This window comes from Cytobacillus firmus (genome assembly GCF_023657595.1).
In the GTDB taxonomy this organism is placed as follows: Bacteria; Bacillota; Bacilli; order Bacillales; family Cytobacillaceae; genus Cytobacillus; species Cytobacillus firmus_B.
Window position 1 is genome coordinate 2,146,652 of record NZ_CP098323.1, and the last position, 24,983, is coordinate 2,171,634.

Here is a 24,983-nt window from a genome sequence, read left to right on the forward strand (position 1 = left end):
GGCTGATATTGGGTGCTTTTTTGATTGGACCATTATTAGTGAAGTACGAATGGGTTATTGTGCTGCTTTCAGGATTTGTTACTTATTTCACTCTTCTACAAGTCCTAAGGGACAGCGAGGAATATAAAAAAGTCTTTCTGAATGTCATCTTGAATTCAGTTCTTATCGGCTATTTTACTTATAAGTTTAGTTCAATCCTTTTCCAAACAGAAAATATTCTTAGCAGCCCGATGGGATTTATATATTTCTCAGGAGGACGAAAAGGAATTATTTTAGGAACCTTTTTTGCTATATTCTATTTAGTATTAGCTATTAAGAAATACAACTATCCGCTGAATAAATGGATTCAAGGAATTGTTTACGGATCTGTCACATTTATGCTGTCTTATTGGCTGTTCAGAACCTTATTAATTTTGCTTTTCTAGGTTAAAATACAATCAAGGAAGCAAAAAGGCTTAATAAGCCGGGAGGGAAAACAGCATGTTCAAAAAAATGTTTGCAGCTTCTCTGTTATTAATCATTATTACCGCGGTTTTTGCAGTGCAGGCTTTTGAAAAAAGTGATGTCGAAAGTCAGCCCGTTAATCAGACAGGATTAGGAATAGGATTGAAAGCCCCGGATTTCGAATTGAAAAACCTGCAAGGGGAAACCGTCAAGCTCTCAGATTACAAAGGAAAAAAAGTCATGCTAAACTTTTGGGCAACCTGGTGTCCTCCATGTAAAGCTGAAATGCCTGATATTCAAAAATTTTATACTCAGAAGGGAGATAATGTTGCTATATTGGCAGTGAACATTGATCCTCAGTCTGATGTAGCAGGGTTTGCTAAGGAAATGCGAGTAAACTTTCCGATTTTACTTGATGTGGACGAAAAAGCTTCTAACGCCTATCAAATAATAACAATTCCAACCACTTTTTTTATTGATGAAGAAGGAATTATTCGGAATAAATATTTAAGTGCGATGTCCGAGGAGCTTATGAATCAGTATATAGATGAAATGTAAAAAAACATTTGCATAAGCAGATGTTTTTTTATAGGTTTATGCTGTAATAAAAAGGGAAAAATTAAATTAGAATTAACGTTTTCAGAATATTTTATCAATAATTTCAAACCATATGTACTTTTTTCACGTAGTCTGGGTAAATGTGGATTAAATTTTCGAAAAGTTGTAATAATTCAACGGTTTTCTGGAGATAATGATTGTTACAATGTTATTAAAGGAAGGTGAAAGATTTATGAGAAAGCCTAGAAAACGCTCCTTTGCTGAATTAGTACTAGAAAATAAACGCCAGCTGCTTAAAGATCATGATGCTATGGAAAAAATTGAAGAGCGCCTCGAGCTTAAACGTCTGAACAAGGCCGAATAGAATTACTTGCCAATCATGAAACCCTCCTCAAATGCACAAACTTTAAATGAGGAGGGATATAATGAGTAATCCAAAAAGACACCCTAATCATTTCAATCCGAACCATATTGGTACACAATCACGCGGATTTGGCGGCAACAAAGGCAAGAAGATGCAGGACAAATCCGGACAGCATGCTCAAGTGATACAAACTAAAGGCGAATAATTAAGAAAAGCGGAAGCGCCTTGCCCACGAAGGAACGCAGACTAAGAACGCCACGTCCTGTGGCAACGTCTGCATGACCCGCATCCTCCCAAAAGCTGTCGCTTTTGGTCGTGCGATGTTCATGCTGACGAAGCCTTCCTTGTCCTGCGGGCCTCAAGCACAAGACGAGCCTCCCGGAAAGACGTTCTTTGCCTTTTTGGGAGGATTGCCTGAAAAGTGAAGGCGACTGTCCAGGGACGACAAGCATAAGACGAGCCCTGCAAGAAGGTGTTCTTTCCTTCTGGAAGGGATTGGCTAGTCTTTCGTCCCTAGGAGCCGCAACTAGACAAGCTTGTGACCTCGAGGGGGTAGGCGCTGGAGCTGGACAGTTATCGACGTTCAAAATTATATATAAAACCTGCCATTTATATAGGGCAGGTTCTTTTGTTTCTGATCATTTCTGGTAAATCAGGCAGGCGACCCACACTTTTCCGCCAATATTTTTCTTGTTCTTTCACAAACTAAATTTGTACCATCACCTAACAAAGGGAGGAACATACCATGGCACATAATAGACCAAACCCTGATGACCGCAGCGATAACGTTGAAAAGCTTCAATCCATGATCGTTCATACAATTGAGAACATGGACGAAGCTGAAGAATCAATGAAGTATGCAAATGCAGAAGATCTTGCCAGAATTGAAGCTAAAAATGAACGCCGCCGGGAAAGTCTTGCTTCATTCCGTTCGGAAATAAAAGATGAATATCAGGCACAGCAAAACGGCAATAGCAGTGAGAACAATAATTATTGACATCTTCAAGACCTAATCCAATGTGATTAGGTCTTTTCCTTTGGAGCAAAGGTGCGCATCCTTATAGATAATTACAGAAATATGGTAAGATAAGTTGAGGAAACTAAGAAGAAGAAGTGATAATCGATGACACAGCAGAATAGACAGGCAACATCAGAAGAAATTAAGGTCGGCCATTGGAAGAATGAGCTTGATCAATACGGATACATACAAAATGAAGCAGAGCTGCTAAATGTAATTAAGAATATCAATGAAAAGACAGACCCAGGTCTGCTTTCGGAATTATTGGCCATGGCTGCTATCTCCAGGCTAAACAACAATACTGATGATACTCTTGCCAGTGCATGGCTGCAAAAAGCTGTTGAACTGGACACTGGAAATACAATGGCAGCAGCCCAATTAGGAAAATCCGAATGGAAAAATAAAAGCAATCTACTTGAAGCCCTGACTTTCCCTCCAATTCGCGAAACCGATAACAGGGCAGCTAAAAAGAAAACAGCGGAGCAATTTATTGAAATTTGCCGAAGCTTTATAAACAAAGCTGATGATGAGTTAGAAGACCTGCAGAAAAAGCAGCATGCCTATGAGGATAAGGAATACCGGAAGCTGGCTGAAATACTTGAAAAAGCTATTGAGGAGACAGCTTTACTTTTAAAGGCTTCGGAGGAATATGAGCAATCCATATCAGGTGTTTTCCATACTTCAACTTATTATACCGATATGAAAAACCACTTGAATGCCATCAGCAGGCTTAAAAATGAGTGGAAAATGATATTTGAATCAGAGGAAGAGGAGTCTGATGTGCAAACCGATCCTCTGGATGAACTAAATGAAATGGTTGGCCTGCACTCGGTCAAAAGCAGAGTTCATGATTTTTATCGGTTTTTAAAATATCAAAATGAACGGAAGTCACTTGGTTTTCAGACGAAGGATGAACTCAGCCTCAATATGATACTAACCGGGAATCCAGGTACGGGCAAAACGACTATCGCACGGCTTTTGGCAAAGATTTATCACAGCCTTGGTGTTTTGCCTCGGGAAGAAGTAATCGAAGCTGACCGGTCACAGCTGGTTGGAGGGTTTGTCGGGCAAACAGAAGAAAATGTCAGAGCGGCAGTTGAAAAGGCGATCGGCGGTGTACTATTCATTGATGAGGCTTACAGCTTAAAGCGTGAGGGACAGACTGGCAGCGATTATGGACAAACTGCTATTGATACCCTTGTATCGTTGATGACCGGAACTGAATACGGAGGAAAGTTTGCGGTTATTATGGCCGGTTATCCTGAAGAAATGAGACAATTTCTGGACAGTAATCCTGGTCTCCGCAGCCGTTTCCCGGAGTCAAACTTTATTGCGCTACCTGATTATTCGAATATGGAGCTTTTGCAGATTGCTGAGAAGCTGTCAGCCGATAATGATTATGTTCTAACAGAAGGAGCAAAACAGGAACTGGGCAAACGTATTGAAAAAGAGCGGGTTGATGATACATTCGGTAATGCCAGGACTGTAAGAAACATTGTTCTGGATGCGATTTTTAAAAAAGGCTCTCAAGCAAAAAGTAACGAAAACATCATGTCTTATACACTTTTGGAAAAAGAAGATTTTGAAAGTGAAGAAGAAGAAAAGCTGATGAATCCTCGGGAGCAGCTTGACCGGCTGATCGGACTTGAAACAGTTAAAAAAGAAGTTCAACATTTAGTGTCCTTTGTTAAAATGCAGCAGGTACGCCGTGAAAGAGGTCTTCCGGTTGTCCCTATCCAGCTTCATTCAGTATTTACCGGTAATCCGGGAACAGGAAAAACGACTGTAGCAAAGATCTATGCAGAATTGCTGAAGGAATGCGGATTTCTGAAACGCGGACATTTGATAGTTGCGAGCCGTGCTGATTTTGTAGCCGGCTATGTTGGCCAAACTGCTATCAAGACAAAGAAAAAGATAAGAGAGGCATTGGGTGGTGTCCTATTCATTGATGAGGCATATTCACTTCTTTCTCAGACATCAGGAGATTTTGGCAAAGAAGTCATTGATACGTTAGTGGATGAAATGACAAAGCATAATGAAAATCTTGTTGTTGTTTTGGCTGGCTATCCGAATGAAATGGAGAAGCTAATGTCAAGTAACCCGGGGTTAAAATCGCGATTCAAAAAGTTCTTTCATTTTAAAGATTATTCAACCCCAGAGCTCCTGGAAATTATTATTTCGTATGCTGGAAAATATGAATACACACTAACGGAGGAAGCAAAGGATTACCTTAACCACACTTTATCAAAGATTGAAGTAAACGGGAATGGACGTTTTGCGGCCAATCTTGCTGATGAGGCCATTCAGGCACAGGCTATGAGAATTGTTTCAGCACTTGCTGAGGATATTGAGCAGGTAAGTATTTTGGAGAAGCCGGATTTCGAAATAGCTTTAAATAAAATAAGTAAAGGGGAATAGGGATGCTCATCTCAACAAAAGAAATAGAGGTAAGGTATGCAGAAACAGATCAAATGGGAGTAGTATATCACGCCAATTACCTGGTATGGATGGAACTTGGCCGGACACAGATCATTAAAGATCTTGGATTCAGCTATGCTGAAATGGAGAAGGATGGAATTATCTCTCCTGTTCTGGATATTCTTGCTTCTTATAAAAAACCATTGCGCTACGGACAGACTGCAACAATTAAAACCTGGATCGAAGAGTATGACGGTTTCCGCGTCAGCTACGGATATGAAATATTCAATGATGAAGGAGAGCTTGCCGTAACAGGCTTGTCAAAGCATGTTTGCGTCAAAAAGGATAATTTCCGCCCAATTTCAATTAAAAAGAAATATCCTGATTGGCATGAAGCATATGAAAAAGCGAAAAAGCAGCCTGAAGGTGCTGTCAGATAAGTGAAACTTCAATCAGTGGGAGTCTTACTGCCTTAAACTGCGATAAACTAAAGGATGGAGAATAGAAATGGCATTCGGCCTTCGAAGAAAAGATCTTCAAGAATGGAAGAGGAAAATAGACCGTGGAGAAATTGCTTTTTTAACTCATTATTGGCTGGATGAGCGATTCCCTGGGTGTAAAACGGTCACAAAGGTCGGCTGTTCAGATTTGAAGAAATTGATAGATTGGGGAGAATCGCATGGGCTTAAGCCAGAGTGGATTGATTATCGGACTGATGGCTACTCACACTTTGATTTAATTGGTTCCAGGCAGAAGGAAATCCTTAAAAAAGAGAAGCTATTGGAGCAGCTGGAACAGCTGGAATAAGAAAAGCGGAAGGCGCCCGCCTATAAAGGAGCGCAGACTAAAACCGCCACGTCCTGTGGCAACGTCTGCATGACCCGCATCCTCCCAAAAGCTGTCGCTTTTGGTCGTGCGATGTTTATGCTAACGAAGTCTTCCTTGTCCTGCGGGCCTCAAGCATAAGACGAGCCGGCTGAAAGGTTGTTCTTTAACCTTTTGGACGGATTGAAAGAAATGTTGAGGCGAGTCCCTAGGAGCCGAAACAAGACAAGCTTATGATCTCGAGCCGATGGCGCCTGGAGCTAGACAGTTATCTAACTTCAGAATATATACTTATTTTCTGAAAAAAAGAAGCAGGCGGTGTCTGCTTCTTTTACTCATTGTTATATTTGAATTCAGGTTCCTGTGCTTTTTCATTAAATGTCACGAATAAATCGTGATTATCAAAATACCATAAGTCCTTTTCTTCGATAAAGTAAGTAATTCCGTTTTTTTCGGTCTGCACTCCAGCGTCATGTGGCTGTTCATTCGAGACCCCTAGTGAAAATCCCTGCTGCACAGTGCTGCAGCCTCCATACCTTGCAAAAAAGCGGACATAGTCACCCTTTTTTAAGAGCATTTCTTCCTGATACCATTGGGCAGCCTGATCTTCGATATGTATGTTCATTTGAAATTCCTCCTCCTGGGTGATAGTCATATTATAGGCTAGTTTTTCCCTATGCGCGAATAAAATGTCTGCTTCATTTCTTTTTTGATGCCATGTCAGCATTCAACTAGCCCGGAAAAGATATTAAACCGCTTAATATCATAAATACGTTCATGGCCATATGCCATATGAAGGCAGGAAAGATGCTTTGGGATTTCACTGTGACGGCCGCGTAAAATATGCCGCCGACAGCAAACAGAAGACACAAAATAAATGAGTAGCCAAGCATCATATGAGAAAATCCAAATGCCAGCCCGGAAAAAAGAACTGCTGCCTTTTCTCCTGAAAGTTCAGCCATTCTGGATAAGATAATTCCTCTCCATAAGAGCTCTTCCATTAGTCCATTTACAATTGAGAAGCCAATCAGGAATATTAAAAAGCCCCTTGAAAACGAGTTATCTGCTGAAAAAATAGAATAAGCAAATGCGGCAAAATTAATTACGATAGCAATCATAAGAAAATGCTTTATTTTTATTGAATGGAAACCGCTCCATATGAATGGGAAAAATATGAGGGAATTCCAATCCGGTTTTTGCAGAAAGGGGATAGCCGTTTTATTAAACTTTATTGAAATATAGACCAGAATCAGGATCGGGATTACCAGAAGTAGCCTATTCAATATCAATAAGATATAGTATGGAAGGGGCAGTGCATCAAGCAGCTTATCGCCATAAAGAAACAAAAGGCTGCCTGTTAAGTATCCGGCAGTGGTCCAGGAAAAAACACGCTCCTGCTTTGAGAGAAACAATAAAAAAATGATAAGGCCAAACGAAAGAATGAAAGCGAAAGCGAAAAGCTTCACTTGAAAAAGCAATACGCCAGCGGTGAATACGCTTAGCTGCAAAAAAGGAAGAGATTTATTAACATAAGCGGTTTTCATATTCGAACCTCCCAGTATACAAAATATTTTACCATTCTTTACAAAAAAAAAGCGCTAATAAGCGCTTTACTGAACGTTTCCAGTCATATGTTTCATAATTTCGGCAAATTTGGACTCTGCATGTGGTAAACCAAAGCTGCCCGCATCCTCGAGCGGTACGATCCGGTAATTACTCAGCTGTTTATTGCTGACATAGGTCGGGACGAATTCCGGATTGGCAAGTGTGATATCGACCCCGTTTTGGTCAATATATTTTGTAACCTCCACAGTGGCAAGCCCGCCTATATCTTTATAATCGCGCATCTGCCCGGATAAAAAATTGCCAAGCGAGTAAACGACCAATGACCGGCCGCCGTCTTTTCTGTCAATCCACTCCATAGGCTGCAGAACATGTGGATGGTGGCCGAAGATAATGTCAACACCTTCATTTACCAGAGTCTCAGCTAATTTCTTCTGCTCCTCTGTTGGCTGAAGCTGATATTCATTTCCCCAATGCATACTCATCACAACGACGTCAGCTTCGTCTTTAGCCCGGTTAATTTCTTTTTTTATGGCGGTTTCATCAATGAGATTAACGAGATATTCCTTACCTTCCGGAACAGGAATTCCGTTTGTGCCATAGGTATAAGAAAGATAGGCAACTTTAATTCCGTTTTTGCTGAGTATTTTCAAGGTTTGCTGCTCACGTGGTGTTCTGCTCGTTCCCACATGCGGCAATCCAATTTGATCCATATAATCCAGAGAGGCTTCCAAGCCCTTTACTCCCTTATCGAGTGAATGGTTATTGGCAGTTGAAACGATATCAACGCCTGCATCAATGAGGGCATTCCCCACTTCCTGAGGGCTGTTGAACATTGGGTAACTGGAAATTCCTATCTTTGGGCCGCCAAGAATAGTCTCTTGATTGGCAAGTAAGAGATCAGGCGTACTTAATAGCGATTTTGCATGTTCAAACATCGGGTTGAAATCATAGCCTGTTTTTGTTTTAGCATCATTATATACCCAATCATGAATAAGGATGTCTCCGATAGCTCCCAAGGTCACCCTTTCAATAAGGATTTTGTTGCCCTCGGCAGTTTCTCTGTTTTCAGCATGCAATTGAACAGGTTTGGCTTCAGCTGCCTCAGCCTTATATTCAGTGTGCATTTTATAGATTAAGAGACCCGAGCAAATTACTAATGTGGTACAGAAAAATGCAGATAACAGGAAGGCTTTGGTGTATTTCATCAAAATTATCCCCTTAATATGAAGCAGAATATATTAATAGTCTAATTTTAATATGAATTTTTGCATTTTTCATCATTTTTCTGCAATTTTCCCATTCAAATTCAATTTTTTTATTTGCTAAATGCCATAGGAAGTTCAATTGTAAAAATACTGCCTTGTGAAAGTGTGGAATGGACTTTAATTCTGCCTTTATGTTCCTCTATTATTTTCCGGCATATGGATAGACCGATGCCAGTCCCTTTTTCTTTCGTTGTATAAAATGGCAAAAATAATCTGCTGATCGTTTCTCCTGTCATTCCCGGTCCATTATCCTCAATAATGATTTGGATTTTCCGGCTGTTTGATTTGGCAGTCAGGCAAACCATTCCTTCTCCTGCATGAGCTTCTTCACATGCCTCCAGTGCATTTTTTATTAAATTAATCAGTACTTGCTTTATCTTATTAGAATCACCATAGATGGCGGGCTCTCCAGGACATAGGTTAACTGAAAGGTTTATATTTTTAATATTTGCCTGATTTTCGAAAGAAATCTTCATTTCCTGAATCAATTTGTTTAAGTCTATTTCCGTTTTCTTGTTTATTCCAGGTTTTGATGCATTTAGAAATTCATAAATCAGATCATTTGCCCTATTAATCTCATCAATCGCAATTTGGGCGTACTGTTCTTTGCCGATTTCAGTTAAATAAGGCTTTAAGAGCTCCATAAACCCTTTTACTGTTGTCAGCGGATTTCTGATTTCATGGGCTAATGCTGCTGCCAGCTGGCCGTCGTTTTCCAGGATTTTTCCTTCAGCTATTTTTAAATTCTTCATTTTTTCCTTTTCCATCTCATTATTCATCCTAACATTAGCGTTTTCGGCAAAATTTAAGCCTAAACTAATGTATGGCGAAAGATATCAATATATGTTCTTTTATGTATAAAGTTTATTCATGTTATTAATTAAAAAATATTTTTTAATCAAAATAAAAAACAGCAGATAAAAGGTCTGCTGTTTTGCATTTACGGCTGGTTTTCAGCCAAGCCATTTTATTTTGGGCTCGGTTTTGTCCCTGATTCGTTTAATGTTTGCCCTATGCCTGTAAATAACAAAGAATCCCAGGATAGAAACGACTATTATCAAGGGTATGTCACCTAGTACAAGTGCGTAAATGATAGATGCTGCTGCTGCCAGAATAGAGGATAAAGACACATACTTGGTTATGTAAAGGCTTAAGAAGAAAACACCCAATAGGATAAGAAACATGAACGGTACGTAGGCTAATAGCACTCCGCCTGAAGTTGCCACTGCTTTTCCTCCGCGGAAGCCGGCAAACAGAGGATACATGTGTCCAATTACTGCAAAAATCCCGGCAATAAGGTGATGCATATCTGATCCAAAGAACAATGGCAGGGATGCAGCAAGGGTGCCTTTTAAGATATCAGCTATGGTCACGATCATGCCGGCCTTAACTCCAAGGGTCCGAAAAGTATTGGTACCGCCAAGATTTCCGCTGCCATGCTCTCGAATATCCATTCCATAAAAAAGTTTTCCTACAATTAAACCAGAAGGAATGGAGCCAAGTAAATAAGCTAAAATAATGATAATTCCATAAATCATAAGAACTCTCCTTCATACTTTCTATGTTAGTATATTGTACCATGTGAGCAAAGCAGCATACCATGTGCAATTAAAAAGTAGTCCAATTTATTTCTGAGGGGTGCTTCAAACTCTCTGGCTTGTGTTTGATATGTTTGACACCGGGTATACGTAGACTGTCACAGCAAACAAATCCAATTAAAGGAGAGATTCAGCATGGAACAAAATATGAATAACGTAAATGGACAAGCAGCAAATGTAGAGGGAAAGCTGGATAATATGGGGAGCGAAAAGAAAGATGAAATTCTTTCAAGCTTTGACGGATTTAAAGATTATTTAAGCGGAAAGGTTTCCATGGGACAGAAAATGGGCATGGATGAGGAGCAGCTTGCTAATACTGCTCAAAAGGTAGGCGATTATCTGGCTTCCAAAGAAGAACCGAGAAACCGTGAAGAAAAGCTTCTTCAGGAATTGTGGAAGGTAGGAACAGAAGAAGAAAAGCATAAGCTGTCTCATATGCTTGTAAAGCTTGTTGGCTAAAAAATATATATTAATGGCGAAGGCACCGGCCTTCGTCTTTTATTTTGCCTGAAAGCGCATAGATGAGTTTACAATAGTCAAAAATGGTCTATATATAGTTATCGCAGTCTAAGGAGCAGGGGGAGTCTTGGTGAAAAAGGTTCTGGGAAAAGTAAAAACAAAAAAGGTATGGATACCCATTTTGAGCCTTGTGCTGGTATTGGCAGCAACCATTATCTATCAATCCAATAAAACTTTGCCAAAGGGTCTTTCATTTGAGGGGGAAGTATATTCTGCAGAAGATGTTCAGTTCTTATACGATTTAACATATGAAAAAGAAAATGGCAAAAGAGAAAGTGAACAGCAGATCTTTCAGCGTATTATAGAAGCAGTTGACGAGGCAGAGGATTTTATAGTGATGGATATGTTTTTATTCAATAGCTTTAACGACGGTGATAAAGATTATCCTAATATTAGCGGTAAAATAACTGATAAGCTGATCGATAAAAAGCTTAGCCGCCCGAATATGGATATTACTGTGATCACAGATCGGATTAACAGCACCTATGGATCGCATGAAGTTCCGGAATTCCGGAAACTCAAAGAGAATGGCATAAATGTTGTTTATACTTCATTAGTTCCTTTAAGGGATTCAAATCCCATTTATTCGGCATTTTGGCGTGTGTTTATACAATGGTTTGGCCAGGGTGGAGAAGGCTGGCTGCCCAATCCGCTCGCAGAAAATGCACCTAAAGTGACATTCCGGTCTTATCTTGATCTTATGAACATAAAAGCAAATCACCGTAAAGTCTTTGTGACAGAAAAATCAGGGATTGTAACATCTGGAAATCCCCACAATGCCAGTGGATTTCACTCAAATATAGCATTTGAAGTAAAAGGGCCAATCTTAGGTGATCTCGTAAAAACCGAGCAGGCGGTGGCCGATTATTCAGCATCCGGCAAACTGGCAGATTTCAAGCCTGAAAAGAGCAACAAAACCGGCCCGCTTAAGGTCCAGGTACTGACTGAAGGAAAGATTTATAAACACATTCTGCAGGAAATTAATAAAGTTAAGAAAGGGGAAACCATCTGGCTTGGCATGTTTTATCTTGCTGACCGAAAAGTAGTTGATGCACTTAAAGAAGCAGCCGACCGGGGAGTTATAGTAAAAATGATCCTGGATCCCAACCAGAACGCTTTCGGATCTGAAAAAATTGGGCTGCCTAATATACCTGTTGCAGCTGAATTGGATAAACTAGGCCATGAAAACATAAATATCAAATGGTACAATACTGGATTTGAACAATACCATCCGAAAATCATGTATGTAACTGGCAAAGAAAAAAGTTTGATCATAGCTGGTTCAGCTAATTTTACAAAAAGAAATCTGGATGATTTAAACCTGGAGACAAATTTAAAAATCATTGCCCCAGCCCAATCCCAGGTTATAAGGGATGTTGACAGGTATTTTAATAAGCTTTGGAATAATAACGGTGCCATTTATACAAATAACTATTCATCCAATGAGAAAATGCCGGGGGTTAAATATATTACTTACAGACTGCAGAAGTTTACTCACTTTACAACATACTGACAAAAACATGAAACCTTTCTTATATAAATTCCGTTAATATAGGAGGGGTGAAATAATTGGAAAACATTTTAAATTTTCTTCCCATTTTTTGATAATTTCGTTACGATGAATGCAGGGGAGGAAAAGGAATGTATGAAATTGAAACAAGACCACAAAAGCCTTCCGCTAAAAAAATTATTTTTGCGGGGCTTTTGTTTGCTTTTACACTGATAACTTCGAGTGTCATCCTATTATTATATCCTTTTGCTTCAAAAGAGAAGGTATCTTACTTTAAAGGAGATCATCCGATTTTGTTTATGGGCAAACAAGCGGGAAATGCTTATATAGAAGGCAAAACGATCTACCTGCCGTTAACTTTTCTGCAGGAATTTGTTGACGAAGCTATTATTTTTGATGAACATTCACAATCTATCATTACTGCCACTACAAATAAAGTAGTGCAGCTGCCGTCTGAATCTTCGAGCTATTATGTGAATGAGAAACCTGTGAAATTGGACTTTTCTGTTGTTAAACAGATAGAAGGAAACAGGTATTTAGCGATTGAGCCCTTATTGGCTTTCTATCCAATAATTTATTCAATACTCTCTGATACAGGTGCAGTTTGGGTTAAAAAGAATGGAGAGACCTTTGCTGCCGGTAAAGTGCAGGAAAAAGATATTCGTGAAGAATTGCTCCGGCTGCGGACAAAAGCAAGCCTGGATTCTCCATATACGGCCACCGTATCTCCGAAAGAGAATGTATTTATAGAACAGGAAAAAGAAGACTACTATTTTATAAGAAAAGAAGACGGCAGAGCCGGCTATTTGAAAAAGAAATACATAAAAAAGGGAGAGAGAAAGGAGATAGCTATTTCTCTTGAAGAAGCAAAAAACACAGTGCCGAAAATGGAAGGTCCAATTCAGCTGACCTGGGAAGCTGTATATACAAAAAACCCGAATACTTCGAGCATCCCGAAGATGGCTGACGTGAATGTCATTTCACCAACATGGTTTGAGCTGGCGGACGGAAAAGGGGCTATCAAAAACCTGGGTTCGAAGGATTATGCAAAATGGGCCAAAAAACAGGGATACCAAATTTGGGGCTTGTTTTCAAATGCATTTGACCCTGAATTAACACATGAAGCTTTTGGTGTTTTTGAAACAAGGCAGAATATGATTCGCCAGCTTCTGCATTTCAGTCAATTATATGAATTAAACGGGATCAATCTTGACATTGAAAATGTTAATCCTGAAGACGGGCCTTTCATAACACAGTTTGTGAGGGAAGCCACTCCATATTTTCATGACGCAGGTTTAGTAGTGTCGATGGATATCACCTTCATTTCATCAAGCGGCAATTGGTCGGCTTTTTATGAAAGGGATAAGCTTGCCCGGATAGCAGATTACATGGTAGTCATGGCTTATGATGAGCATTGGGGCAGCTCTCAGGTTGCTGGAAGTGTTGCAAGCCTCCCGTGGGTGGAGAAAAACCTGAAACTTTTGCTAGAGGTTGTGCCCAATGAGAAATTAATATTGGGTGTGCCTTTATATACAAGATTATGGGAACAAAAATCAAATGGGGATGTTTCTTCCAAAGCCCTTTCTATGGGAAAAGTGAAAGAATGGCTCAGTCAAAATAAAATTACTCCGGTATACGATCCGGTAAGCGGGCAAAATTATGCGGAGCATTATTCAGAAAAAGATAAAGTCACATACAAAGTGTGGCTTGAAGATGAAATCTCACTGACAAAACGGGCTGAATTAGCAAAGAAATATCATTTGGCCGGTGTGGCAAGCTGGAGCAGGTACTTTGCTGATGAAACAGCCTGGTCTGCCTTAACTTTAACTAATAAGGAAGCAGCTAAAAAATGAAAGAAAGGCCGGAGAACATCCCGGCCTTATTTTTCTGCCTCGGCTTTAATGTGGCTAAAGGATTTTACGGAGAATAGACCTTTATCAGTTAATTTGAGTTCAGGGATAACTGGAAGCGCTAAAAATGAGAGCGTCAAAAACGGGTTGAATTCCATACTGCATCCGATTGTCATAAGTGCATGATTCAATTGGGATAAACGTGCATGGATAAATGAAGAATCCCGATCAGTCATGAGTCCTGCAATAGGCAGGGGCAGTTCGGCAAGAATTTTCCCATCCTGGACAACAGCAAGGCCGCCACTCATTGCTTCGGTATGCTTAATGGCAGCCAGCAAATCTTCATCAGAAGTGCCTGCTGCGACAATGTTATGGGAATCGTGGGCAACTGTTGAAGCAATCCCGCCTCTTGTAATCCCTAATCCCTTAACAATGCCAAGTCCAATGCTGCCTGTGCAATTGTGGCGCTCCACAACAGCCAGCTTTAAAAGATCACTTTGAGGATTTGGCTGGAAATATCCATCAATTGATTCTGTCTTTTCCACCAGGTGTCTGGTCACAATGCTGTTCGGTATAATGCCAATGATATTGCAGTCACCCTTGCCAATGCTAATACTTAAATCTTCATAGTTCAGGCTGCTGATTTTGACACTGTTCAAGATGGGTTCTGCAGGTGCAATTCTGTTTGGAACAGAATTCTTCATGGCCCCGTTTTCTGCAGCAAGTATTCCGCTCTTTAATACTTTATCAACCTTGATATTCCTGAGGTCATTAAGAAAAATCAAGTCGGCTTCATAACCGGGAGCAATAGCCCCTTTATCTTTCAGTCCGAAGCATTCTGCTGCATTCAGAGTAGCGATTTGTACCGCAAGGATAGGATCCATCCCTTCCTTAATGGCCATTCTGACATTATGGTCGATGCTGCCTTCATTGATCAGGTCATCCAGGTGCTTGTCATCTGTAACAAATAAACAGCGCCGTGCGTTTTGTTCGCTGACAGATTTGAGAAGTGACAATAAGTCTCTTGCTGCAGACCCTTCCCGCAGCATAACATACATCCCTTTCCGAATTCGGTCCAGTGCTTCTTCAGGAATGATGCATTCATGGTCTGTTCTTATGCCGGCAGCCATGTAAATATTGATTTCATCCGCATTAAGTCCTGCTGCATGCCCATCAATGCATTTCCTTTTGCTATAGGCTGCTTCCAGTTTTTTCAGCATATCATCAACGTTGTTCATAACAGCGGGATAATCCATAACTTCACCGAGCCCCAGCACTCTTGGGTGACTGTAATACTTTTCTAGATCCGTGTCACTGAGGGACGCGCCGGCATTTTCAAATGGAGTTGCAGGCACGCAGGATGGAAGCATAAAAAATACATCAAGCGGGATATCTTCCGAAGATTCCAGCATGAAATCAATGCCGTCAGTTCCGCTGACATTGGCTATTTCATGAGGGTCTGCAATCACAGTCGTTACTCCATGTGGGAGGACAACATTACTAAACTCGGCAGGAGTCACCATCGCCGACTCAATATGGACATGCCCATCAATAAAGCCGGGGGCGATATAGCTGCCCCCAGCATCAATAATTTCCTTGCCTTCATAGCTTCCTAAGCCAGCTATAAATCCATCGGAAATTGCTATGTCTTCCTCAATGATTTCACGTGTAAATACGTTTATAACTTTTCCGTTTTTAATAACCAGATCGGCAGGAGTTCTTTTGGCCGCCACATCAATTCTTTTTCGTAACGTTTCAATGGTAAGCTTCATTTGTACTCCTCGCTTTTTAAAAAATGGCCATCGTCAGATTAATGTCCGCCCATAATGAAATTAATAATAAAGGCAGCACTGACAAAATACATGATCCAATGGATTTGCTTATGCTTGCCTGTAAGAAGCTTGAGCAGTGTGTAAGAGATAAAGCCGAATGCCAGTCCCTGTGCGATACTGAAAGTTAAAGGCATGAGAACAATCGTTAAAAATACAGGAATAACATCCGTAAAGTCATCAAAGCTAATATGTTTTATTTCACTAAGCATTAAGGCGCCAACAAGAATAAGAATAGGCGCAGTGGCGACAGACGGTATGAAATAGATGAGCGGAGCAAAAATGAGCGAAAGGAAAAATAGTACAGCTACAGTTAAAGAAGTTAAGCCAGTGCGTCCGCCTTCCGAGATCCCTGTGGCGTTTTCCACATAAGCGTTTAAAGCAGTGCTTCCGAAGGCTGCACTTGCCATCGTTCCAACTGCATCTGCCTGAAGGGCACGATCCAGGTTTTCAATTTTTCCATTTTCATCTGTGAGGCCGGCTTTTCTTGATAATCCGATGAGGGTAGCTAAATTGTCAAATAATTCTACGATCGTAAAGGAAAAAATGACTGAGATGATGCCATATTTTACTGCTCCCATAATATCCATAGCTAAAAACGTCTCAGACATGCTAGGGAGATTGAGGGAAACGATGTCACCTACGGCTTTTGGATAGGCAATAAAGCCAACAATCATGGCTGCTGCACTTGTACCCAAGATACTAATAAGCAGGGCGCCTTTTACTTTCTTTGCCATTAGGAGGGCGGCAATAATTAATCCGAATAAGGCAAGAAGCGGTCCCTTGCTTGTGATGCTTCCCAGGCCGACAAATGTAGCTTCATTAGCGACCACAAGTTCTGCATTTTTCAACCCGATAAAAGCAATAAACAAACCAATTCCAACACCTATGGCTGACTTTAAGACATCCGGGACACCATCTACAATCTTCTGCCGGACTCCGGTAACAGTTAAAATTAAAAACACAATCCCCGATATAAATACAGCACCAAGCGCTGTTTGCCAGGAAAGACCCTGACCAAGTACAACTGTATAGGCAAAAAAGGCATTCAGCCCCATACCCGGGGCAACTGCTACAGGGAAATTTGCCCACAGTGCCATTAGAAGAGTACAGAAGACACTTGCGTAAATAGTTGCAGCCAATGCGGCTTCTTTTGGTATTCCTGCATCAGCTAAGATAATCGGGTTGACAAAGATGATATAACTCATTGTCATAAATGAAGTAATGCCTGCCAGTATTTCTGTCTTAACATTTGTGTTCCGTTCGGAAAGCTTAAAGAGCCGTTCTAAGAGGTTCGCATTAGAGGCAGGCGGAAGGCCCGACCCAAGATCCTTTTCAATCATCGACATGAAAGGTCACTCCTTATTCATGGTTAATGTTCATCCTGAGACACGAACTGACTTGACCATGGAATAGGCGGGAGATCTATTTTCTTGAGGTTAGATGGGTTCAATAAAAACATCCATAATTCCACCGCATATTCCGCCATCTTCATAAAACAGCCCTTTTGTTAAATCAACGCGCTTTTGAGTTGGGGTATTTGTTTGTATGACCTGAAAAGCCTTCTCAATTACTTCTGCTTCACCGCAGCCTCCGCCAATTGTTCCTTCGATTCTTCCGCAGGGGAACACAATCATTCGGCTTCCAGTTTTTCTTGGGGTAGAGCCCTTCGTGCGGATAATTGTAGCGAGTGCTGCTTTCTCACCTCCTTTCCTGATATCGAGGGTGCGCTTTATAAGCTGCATTTGGTCCATTTGCCAGCCCCCTCATGGAAACCCATTTTTGCAAATCTTTTAATTTGCGAACTTAAGGAATCTCCTGATTTTTGATTTTTCACTTTCAGAATTTCTGCCATGATACTGACTGCAATTTCTGCAGGAGTTTCAGCACCAATATCGAGACCCACAGGGGTGTATAAATTTTCAAAGCTTTCATCCGGAAAATCCCGCTGAAGTTCTTCAAATACACCCGAAATACGTCTTCTGCTGCCGATCATGCCAATATATCCTGCCTGACATTTCCTTTTTAAAAGTTCATCCAAACTGAGAACGTCATACTTATGTCCCCGGGTAAGAAGGAGAATATAAGTTTTTTCTGAAATGTCGACATGCCTGAAATAATCCAGATAGGATTGGCAAACCACTTCATTTGCATTTGGAAAGCGTTCTCTGTTTGCAAACTCTTTCCGATCATCTATTACTGTCACGAAAAATCCGAGCATACGTCCCATTTCTGCCACGGGTTCACACACATGGCCGGCACCGGCTACTATCATATGAAGAGGAGAAGGGAAGTACTCAGCAAAACATTCAACTAAACGATCCTTCCACATAAATCTCACAGTGCCGGACCGTTTTTTGGTGACCAGTTTATTGCAATGTACCAATAATAAATCCCTCACATCCAGGGGCAGAAGGGAGGCTTCAGTGCAGAAATCTCCGTCTGGCCATAATAAAGCTTTCACTCCAATGAGTTCTTCATCAGGATAATCTGTTATAGTCAGCAGAAATGTATCTTTCCGGTTTTTGATTGATTCTTCTAATCTGGCAAATAAACTGCGGCTCATCAATAGGATCACCTTGAGGATTGGACTTTTTGTTTTTTGAGATCTTTTAATGCATTAAACACTCTTTCTGGAGTAGCGGGCAGATGGCGGATTCTGGCTCCTGTTGCATCATATATGGCTGACATGATGGCAGCAATAATCGGAATCATCACCACTTCTCCGATTCCCTTCGCCCCAAAGGGCCCTGATTGTTCAGGCTCTTCTACCGGAAAGGTCTCAATCAAAGGAGTCTCTCGAATAGTAGGGATGATATAATCAGTGAAATTCCGCGTTTTATGATAACCATTTTCGATCAGTACATCTTCATAAAGGGTATAGCCGATGCCCATTACGGCTCCGCCTTCAGTCTGGCCCTCCAGCCCCTGCGGATTAATGACTTTGCCCGCATCCGGGATGGATACAACCCGCAGAACTTCTGTTTCACCTGTTAAAGTATCAACTTCCACCATCACTACATGTGTCAAATATCCGTATAAATGGTGGGGAGCACCGCCGGAACCTTTGATTTCTTCTTTTTCTTTCGGCAGGTAGAAGTGACCTTCTACTCTAGTTGCCTGATGATGATCATAAAGGTATTTATAGATAGACTTATAAGGTATGATCTCTCCATGGGCTGAAATATGGTTCGGTTTTAAGTCAATTTGAGAAGAATCTAAATTCAGCATTTCAGCAGCAGTTTGAATAAGAAGCTCAGTCATCCTGGGTGCTGCTGCCGCAACAGCTCTTCCACCGGTATAGGTAGAGCGGGATGCAGTTACAGTACCGCCATCAAGTGTTTTTTGTGTATCACCTTGAACGATTTTAATATTGCTGATATCACAGTTCAGCATTTCAGCGGCTATCTGGGCATAGGCGGTGCTATTGCCTCCTCCGATCTCCTCGCATCCCACACCTACAAGGAATGTTCCATCCGGCAGAAGTTCAATAGAGGCGGCACCATAGTCAGGAAGGCCAATGCCCATTCCGATGCCATGAAAGGATGTTGCAACGGAAACTCCCCGTTTTTTCCATGGCTCACTTACTTCGGATTTATACTTTTCCCGGTTCTTCCACAGCTCACAATTCTCTGCTGTTTCCAGGGTTTTATAGGTGCCAACACTGGATTTCACAATATGGCCGACACTTGAAACCTCCCCCTGGTGATAGACATTTTTTTTGCGCAATTCGATAGGGTCCATTCCCAGCTTTTCTGCAATCATGTCCATATGTGTTTCAATTCCCATGCATACCTGATTGACGCCAAACCCTCTGAAAGCACCGGCAATGCCATTATTGGTATACACACAGAAGCCTTCGAGATCCACATTGGGAATTTTATAAGGGCCGCATGAATGTTCGATCGCCAATGCAATGACTGCCCCTCCAAGTGATGCATAAGCACCAGTATCTCCAATGGCTTTAACCTGATTGGCAAGAAGTGTCCCGTCTTTTTTAGCAGCGGTCTTCATCTGAACTTTAAAAGGATGCCTTTTTATACCCGCAATGACAGACTCTTCCCGGCTCAAATGGATTTTTACAGGCCGTCCCTTTGTATGCAGTGCAAGGAGGGCAAGGTATATTTGAACCGTGATCTCATCCTTCCCGCCGAAAGCACCGCCAATTGGGCTTGAAATGACTCTTATTCTTTCAGGATTATAAGCCAGGGACCTCGCAATTTGCATTCGATCGCGGTATGCGTATTGGCCAGGGCAGCGAATCGTTAGGAACCCTTCGTCATCCATTACCCCCCAGCCGCCTTCTGTTTCGATAAAAGCATGCATTTGCCGGGGAGAGTAGAAGGTATTCTCTACAATGATGTCAGCTTCCTCGAAGGCCTTCTCAATGTTTCCGTTATTAATTTTGACATGGCTGTGCAGATTGCCATCCGGATGAAGCTTCGGAGCAGAATCTGTCAGGGCATATTCAGCATCTGCGACAACCTCGATGGGCTCATAATCCACTTTAATTAAACTCAAAGCCTGTTCGGCGATTTCCAGTGTTTCTGCAGCTACCAGGGCTACAGCGTCCCCTGTGCACCGGACGACATCAGAACACAGAACAGGCTGGTCGGGAACCACAATCCCAAATCCATTAAAGCCGGGAATATCTTTATGGGTTAGTACGCATATAACACCAGGCAGATTTTTGGCTGCTTCAATATCAATGGAATTAATTTTTGCGTGCGGATACTCAGACCGCAGCACTTTGCCCCAAACCATATTGTCAAAATGGTAATCGGTCATATATTTTAATTCTCCGGTTACTTTTTCCGGGCCATCAATTCTTTTCACCCTTTTTCCAACCCATTTGGTGTTCACTGGTTATTCCACCTCCTGATTAAACGGTACAATCCTCTTTCTAATAAAGCGCTCGCCATATCCCTTCTATATGTAGCGGTTGCTCTTCCATCTGTGATAGGCATGACCTCTTTCCAGGCAATTTTGGCGATATTCCGGATTAATTCATCGTTAAGCGTTCCCAGGGGAAGCATAGATTCACACTTGCGTGCCCGGATAATAGTTGGTGCCACAGATCCGAAAGCGATTTTTCCTTCCCTGCATTTCAGATCCTGGTCCATTGTGAGTGAAATAGCAACATTCACAATGGAAATAGATTGTGCTTTGCGGGGTCCGAGCTTCTGGAAAATGCCTATTTCATTTGGTTTTTGCGGTTTTATGAGGATTTTTGTGATCATTTCATTTTCTTTTAAAACTGTCCTGCCGGGACCAAGGATAAACTCTTCGATTGGAAGGATTCGTTTATTCGACATAGAAGTGAGTTCAAGCCTTGCTCCAAGAACATACAAAGCCGGAAGGGTATCGCCTGCAGGAGAGGCAGTGCCAATATTGCCGCCGATGGTTCCCATATTCTGCATCTGAGTGGCGCCGACTTCCCTCGCTGCATCCACGAGAACATCCGCTTTTCTTTGCAGAAGCGGAGAATGAATAATATCCGTATGTGTGGTCAATGGGCCTATTTGAATACAATCTTCACTTTCATTGATATACCGCAGCTCATTTAAGTTTTTTATATTGATCCAAATCTCCGGCCGCCATTTGCCTTCCTTCATCCGGACTGCAGCATCTGTACCGCCTGCTATCAATCTATGAATCCTGCCTTCCTCGGATAGCTGCATCAGACATTCGGATAGAGAGGAAGGGGTAATCATGTCAATCTCTGAAACAAGCATCGGCTTACCTCCTGGTATATTTATTAAGCGCATTTATATAATCTTCCTGATGATTCAGGTTGAGATGAATCTGCTCATCTTCCACTGGCACCTCAAGGAGGAATTTTTCATGCTGCTGAATTACATGTCTCAAGCCCATTTTCTCTTCCTTTAACGATAAAAGCTCGTTCCTCAATCCAGAGGAAAAGAGGATTGGGTGACCTCTTTTGCCCTGGTGGCTGGGGACTGCAATCAGGCAGCGACTTCTTCTAAGATTCCCGGCGAGCTTATTAATGATGACAGAATGAAGCGGCTGGTCCACGGATGTAATCAGAATCGTTTCTGATAACGTGTCTGCAGCTTTCACCCCTGCAATGATGGACGAGCATTTACCATCTTGAAAATGTTCATTTATTATCAATTTAGCAGAATACTTTTTTGCGATTGAAAGGAATTTTTCAGCTTCATATCCCAATACAACTACAATATCTGTGAACACCGATTTTTTGAGAGTATTGAGCTGATGCTCGAATAATGTCGTTCCATTCCATGGCAGCAGTCCTTTTAGAGTACCCATTCTGCTGGAATGGCCCGCTGCAAGCAAAATGGCTGTATGTGTCATGGACTACCTCATTGTTTCCGGCTCAGATATCTTTTGGCTGGCAGCTGTCTGAACGGCCTTAATGATTTTGGTATAGCCTGTACAGCGGCATAGGTTGCCTCCTAATGCAGTTTTAATATCCTCGACGGATGGAACATGGTCAATTCCATCCAAGAAAGCTTTTGCTGATACGATGATTCCCGGAGTACAATAGCCGCATTGTGTTGCTCCTTCAGCTATAAATGATTCCTGAATCACATCCAGATTTGGTGATAATCCGACTCCTTCACAAGTGGTGATCACCTGGTTTTCAGCCTGGCCAGCGAGGACAAGACAGGAACATACAACCTCATTATCGATTAAAACAGAGCATGATCCGCATTCTCCCTTTCCGCAGCATTCCTTGCTGGCAGTCAGACCCAGATCCTCCCTCAAAACATCAAGGAGCGTTTTCGCAGGCGGGCAAAGGACCGTACATTCCTTTCCATTAACAATAAATTGAATACTTTTCAAATCTTCGCCTCCTCATAGATTATGAAACTATAATGGCAATGAAAAAATAGTGTGAGCAGTTTGTAGGGATATTAGTCTGGCGAGCAAGCAGAGGTATTTAAATTATGATATTATGCTTCTTCTTCTAAATAGACTAATAAGCACAAAAAAATTCCTGCACAAAAGGTTCCCTGTTTGAAGTCCACAGGAAATATACCTTTCGTAGATAGGAATTCCGGTTCCCGGTAGAAACCCTCAAACCGATTATTGAGGTTATACGAAAAATTCTATTTAATTTTTCATGGTGCTGTAGGGAGGTTTTATTGGAACAATTATAGAAATAGAGGGGGAGTTGATTTGTAGTGTAATAGTTAAGTCAATATTTTGTCAAGTACGAATTTTCTGAAAAAAGATATTGACTTATAAAATAGCCTTGTTTAATATATTGATTAACAGGAGGATTACATGACTGTTTCTACCTCAAAATTATCTCAGACCATAAAAAAAGATCTCGCTTATCTCTATAATCGTGTGAACCAGGAGATCTATGGAACAGGCGTAAAAAAACAGCGTATTGAAACTTTTGATGATAGAGTCATCATCTTTGCCCAGCATAAGCGTGTTCAGGCACTGCATATGCTGAGCCAGAACTTCCATCACCTGACCATTTCGGTTGATTCAGCATTGATTGTTGAATTCAAATCGCTTTTTAAAGGGATGATTGAAGATGCTCTTCATTTGAAAGTCAAGACGATTTTAAAAGATTATGATCCTGTTACTGAAGAAGCATGCACCATTATTTATTTTGAAGAATAGCAGTTTTACATTATGTTAGGGAGAGCTGTGCATGCCGCAGTTTTTCTTAAACCTGAATATAGGAGCGGTTCCTTTGTCTTTTGTTTAACGGAAGCTGAATGAAACCGCAGTAATAGAACATCTATGGTTTACTTTGATGTTATCTATTGCTGCGGTTTTTTTTATACAAATTTTTCTTTTGGGAGGTGATGTCGTTTTTTAAAAGCTGGAGTAGGCTATGGCATAACAAAGAATTAAACCTGGGGGGAAAATCTTTGGAAAAGCTAAATCCTTGGAAGGTAGGGACTTTGGGATTTCAGCATGTGCTAGCCATGTATGCAGGTGCTGTCATTGTACCGCTGATTGTGGGACCGGCAATTGGGCTTAATGCCCAGCAGCTTGCTTACTTAATATCGATTGATTTGTTTACCTGCGGGATTGCTACATTGCTTCAAGTTATAGGGGGGAAGCATTTTGGCATTAGGCTGCCTGTCATTCTGGGATGTACTTTTACAGCAGTCGGCCCGATGATTGCCATCGGGAATTTGCAGGGCATTACTGCCATTTACGGGGCTATTATTGCTTCAGGTATTATCGTCATGATTCTATCACAATTTATGAGTAAAATTATGAGGTTTTTCCCGCCGGTCGTTACCGGTTCAGTCGTCGCTATTATCGGGGTATCACTGATTCCTGTTGCCATGAATAATGCTGCAGGCGGGCTGGGATCACCTGGTTATGGAAGCTCGAAAAATCTATTCCTGGCTGCATTTACACTGGTCCTGATTATTTTAATGAACAGGTTTTTTAAAGGCTATATGAAAGCGATCTCTGTCCTGCTGTCATTGGTGGCAGGGACAATAGCAGCTTACTTTATGGGGCTTGTCAGTTTTGCCGAAGTCAGCCAGGCTTCCTGGTTTCATGTCGTTCAGCCGTTTTATTTCGGATTCCCGACATTCAATGCCTCAGCCATCCTTACGATGACTTTAGTAGCAATTGTGAGCATGATTGAATCTACTGGAGTATTTCTTGCTCTCGGAGATGTCTGTGAAAGAAAACTGGACTCTAAAGACATTAAGAAAGGGCTGCGTGCAGAAGGACTGGCTGTTGTTATAGGGGGCATTTTTAACGCGTTTCCTTATACCTCCTTTTCCCAGAATGTGGGGCTGGTAGCTTTGACTAAAGTAAAAACACGGAATGTTGTTATCGCAGCTGGTGTCATATTGATGACTTTAGGTCTTTTGCCTAAAGTGGCTGCTCTGACTACGATTATTCCTATGGCTGTCCTTGGAGGAGCCATGATTCCGATGTTTGGGATGGTTATCTCATCAGGAATCAGAATGCTTTCTGCAGTGGATTTCAGCAAAAATGAAAACTTGCTGATTGTTGCCTGTTCAATAGGAATTGGACTTGGTTCGGCAGTTGTTCCGCAGATTTTTGAGAGTCTGCCGACAAGTGCACGCCTGCTGGTTGAAAATGGAATCGTACTGGGAAGCATCACAGCAATTTTATTAAATTTGGTATTTAATTATAAAGATTTAAATATAAGTGAAAGTGAAAGAATCGAACAGCTGAAAGGAGATCACTCAGCTGAAATGATTTAATAGCAGCTGCTGT

General features: G+C 41.4%; 26 protein-coding genes and 1 riboswitch. Of the genes, 13 read left to right on the forward strand and 13 right to left on the reverse strand.

Annotated elements, in window-relative coordinates:
• The first annotated feature begins 8 nt into the window (after nt 1-8).
• The 8 genes from NAF01_RS10930 to NAF01_RS10965 all read left to right on the forward strand — a co-directional run bounded on the left by NAF01_RS10930 (nt 9) and on the right by NAF01_RS10965 (nt 5,609).
• Nucleotides 9-425 (forward strand): hypothetical protein, encoded by a 417-nt coding sequence (locus tag NAF01_RS10930; RefSeq protein ID WP_250802276.1) that lies wholly within the window; start codon nt 9-11, stop codon nt 423-425.
• Nucleotides 426-480: 55 nt separating this feature from the next.
• Nucleotides 481-1,002, forward strand: a complete 522-nt coding sequence (locus NAF01_RS10935) for a peroxiredoxin family protein (RefSeq protein WP_250802277.1) — start codon at nt 481-483, stop codon at nt 1,000-1,002.
• Nucleotides 1,003-1,234: 232 nt separating this feature from the next.
• Complete coding sequence (locus tag NAF01_RS10940) at nt 1,235-1,366, forward strand: FbpB family small basic protein (RefSeq protein WP_175609044.1); 132 nt, start codon at nt 1,235-1,237, stop codon at nt 1,364-1,366.
• A gap of 61 nt (nt 1,367-1,427) precedes the next feature.
• Complete coding sequence (locus NAF01_RS10945; protein WP_035332449.1) at nt 1,428-1,571, forward strand: acid-soluble spore protein N; 144 nt, start codon at nt 1,428-1,430, stop codon at nt 1,569-1,571.
• A gap of 540 nt (nt 1,572-2,111) precedes the next feature.
• On the forward strand, nt 2,112-2,363 hold the full coding sequence (gene tlp, locus NAF01_RS10950) for a small acid-soluble spore protein Tlp (RefSeq protein ID WP_048010110.1): 252 nt from the start codon (nt 2,112-2,114) through the stop codon (nt 2,361-2,363).
• Between the two features lie 126 nt (nt 2,364-2,489).
• Nucleotides 2,490-4,802 (forward strand): AAA family ATPase, encoded by a 2,313-nt coding sequence (locus tag NAF01_RS10955; RefSeq protein ID WP_250802278.1) that lies wholly within the window; start codon nt 2,490-2,492, stop codon nt 4,800-4,802.
• A gap of 2 nt (nt 4,803-4,804) precedes the next feature.
• Entirely contained in the window at nt 4,805-5,242 is a 438-nt protein-coding gene (locus NAF01_RS10960; RefSeq protein WP_048010108.1) for an acyl-CoA thioesterase, read from the forward strand.
• Between the two features lie 67 nt (nt 5,243-5,309).
• The gene (locus NAF01_RS10965) at nt 5,310-5,609 is read left to right on the forward strand and encodes a hypothetical protein (protein ID WP_250802279.1); all 300 of its coding nucleotides are present in this window, start codon (nt 5,310-5,312) and stop codon (nt 5,607-5,609) included.
• A 349-nt stretch (nt 5,610-5,958) separates the two neighbouring features.
• On the opposite strand, the gene NAF01_RS10970 is transcribed toward NAF01_RS10965, so the two are convergent.
• The 5 genes from NAF01_RS10970 to plsY all read right to left on the reverse strand — a co-directional run bounded on the left by NAF01_RS10970 (nt 5,959) and on the right by plsY (nt 9,996).
• Nucleotides 5,959-6,252, reverse strand: coding sequence for a HesB/YadR/YfhF family protein (locus NAF01_RS10970; protein WP_061790817.1), 294 nt, complete (start codon nt 6,250-6,252; stop codon nt 5,959-5,961).
• Between the two features lie 106 nt (nt 6,253-6,358).
• Complete coding sequence (locus NAF01_RS10975) at nt 6,359-7,171, reverse strand: CPBP family intramembrane glutamic endopeptidase (RefSeq protein ID WP_250802280.1); 813 nt, start codon at nt 7,169-7,171, stop codon at nt 6,359-6,361.
• Between the two features lie 66 nt (nt 7,172-7,237).
• The gene (locus tag NAF01_RS10980; protein ID WP_250802281.1) at nt 7,238-8,398 is read right to left on the reverse strand and encodes a CapA family protein; all 1,161 of its coding nucleotides are present in this window, start codon (nt 8,396-8,398) and stop codon (nt 7,238-7,240) included.
• Between the two features lie 110 nt (nt 8,399-8,508).
• Nucleotides 8,509-9,225, reverse strand: a complete 717-nt coding sequence (locus NAF01_RS10985) for a sensor histidine kinase (protein WP_250802282.1) — start codon at nt 9,223-9,225, stop codon at nt 8,509-8,511.
• 186 nt (nt 9,226-9,411) lie between these two features.
• Nucleotides 9,412-9,996, reverse strand: a complete 585-nt coding sequence (gene plsY / locus NAF01_RS10990; protein WP_048010103.1) for a glycerol-3-phosphate 1-O-acyltransferase PlsY — start codon at nt 9,994-9,996, stop codon at nt 9,412-9,414.
• 195 nt (nt 9,997-10,191) lie between these two features.
• Between plsY and NAF01_RS10995 the strand changes: the two genes are divergently transcribed.
• The 3 genes from NAF01_RS10995 (at nt 10,192) to NAF01_RS11005 (ending at nt 13,938) form a co-directional block, all read left to right on the forward strand.
• Nucleotides 10,192-10,515: a DUF3243 domain-containing protein gene (locus NAF01_RS10995; RefSeq protein WP_048010102.1), complete on the forward strand. Its 324-nt coding sequence runs from the start codon at nt 10,192-10,194 to the stop codon at nt 10,513-10,515.
• Between the two features lie 130 nt (nt 10,516-10,645).
• Nucleotides 10,646-12,088, forward strand: a complete 1,443-nt coding sequence (locus NAF01_RS11000; protein ID WP_163145015.1) for a phospholipase D family protein — start codon at nt 10,646-10,648, stop codon at nt 12,086-12,088.
• A 128-nt stretch (nt 12,089-12,216) separates the two neighbouring features.
• Nucleotides 12,217-13,938, forward strand: a complete 1,722-nt coding sequence (locus NAF01_RS11005; protein WP_250802283.1) for a glycosyl hydrolase family 18 protein — start codon at nt 12,217-12,219, stop codon at nt 13,936-13,938.
• Nucleotides 13,939-13,964: 26 nt separating this feature from the next.
• Here NAF01_RS11005 and ade read toward each other — a convergent pair whose 3' ends face one another.
• The 8 genes from ade to NAF01_RS11045 form a co-directional block, all read right to left on the reverse strand.
• Nucleotides 13,965-15,707 (reverse strand): adenine deaminase, encoded by a 1,743-nt coding sequence (gene ade, locus NAF01_RS11010; protein ID WP_250802284.1) that lies wholly within the window; start codon nt 15,705-15,707, stop codon nt 13,965-13,967.
• Between the two features lie 38 nt (nt 15,708-15,745).
• Nucleotides 15,746-17,113, reverse strand: a complete 1,368-nt coding sequence (locus tag NAF01_RS11015) for an NCS2 family permease (protein ID WP_163145018.1) — start codon at nt 17,111-17,113, stop codon at nt 15,746-15,748.
• A 90-nt stretch (nt 17,114-17,203) separates the two neighbouring features.
• The gene (locus NAF01_RS11020) at nt 17,204-17,518 is read right to left on the reverse strand and encodes an XdhC family protein (protein ID WP_163145019.1); all 315 of its coding nucleotides are present in this window, start codon (nt 17,516-17,518) and stop codon (nt 17,204-17,206) included.
• Nucleotides 17,497-18,330, reverse strand: coding sequence for an XdhC family protein (locus NAF01_RS11025; RefSeq protein ID WP_163145020.1), 834 nt, complete (start codon nt 18,328-18,330; stop codon nt 17,497-17,499). The genes NAF01_RS11020 and NAF01_RS11025 overlap by 22 nt, the downstream gene beginning before the upstream one ends.
• An 8-nt stretch (nt 18,331-18,338) precedes the next feature.
• Nucleotides 18,339-20,627, reverse strand: a complete 2,289-nt coding sequence (locus NAF01_RS11030) for a xanthine dehydrogenase family protein molybdopterin-binding subunit (RefSeq protein WP_163145021.1) — start codon at nt 20,625-20,627, stop codon at nt 18,339-18,341.
• Nucleotides 20,624-21,499, reverse strand: a complete 876-nt coding sequence (locus NAF01_RS11035; protein ID WP_163145022.1) for an FAD binding domain-containing protein — start codon at nt 21,497-21,499, stop codon at nt 20,624-20,626. Before NAF01_RS11035 ends, NAF01_RS11030 begins: the two co-directional genes overlap by 4 nt.
• A 4-nt stretch (nt 21,500-21,503) precedes the next feature.
• Complete coding sequence (locus tag NAF01_RS11040) at nt 21,504-22,100, reverse strand: nucleotidyltransferase family protein (RefSeq protein ID WP_163145023.1); 597 nt, start codon at nt 22,098-22,100, stop codon at nt 21,504-21,506.
• A gap of 3 nt (nt 22,101-22,103) precedes the next feature.
• Nucleotides 22,104-22,592 carry a (2Fe-2S)-binding protein gene (locus NAF01_RS11045; protein WP_163145024.1) on the reverse strand — a complete coding sequence of 163 codons (489 nt, stop codon included), beginning with the start codon at nt 22,590-22,592 and terminating at the stop codon, nt 22,104-22,106.
• 182 nt (nt 22,593-22,774) lie between these two features.
• Nucleotides 22,775-22,872, reverse strand: a riboswitch (purine riboswitch).
• 164 nt (nt 22,873-23,036) lie between these two features.
• Here NAF01_RS11045 and NAF01_RS11050 point away from each other — a divergent pair.
• A complete protein-coding gene (locus NAF01_RS11050) occupies nt 23,037-23,387 on the forward strand; it encodes a Na-translocating system protein MpsC family protein (protein WP_163145025.1) in 351 nt (116 codons plus the stop codon).
• Nucleotides 23,388-23,641: 254 nt separating this feature from the next.
• Nucleotides 23,642-24,970, forward strand: a complete 1,329-nt coding sequence (locus NAF01_RS11055; RefSeq protein WP_284709506.1) for a nucleobase:cation symporter-2 family protein — start codon at nt 23,642-23,644, stop codon at nt 24,968-24,970.
• Nucleotides 24,971-24,983 lie beyond the last annotated feature (13 nt).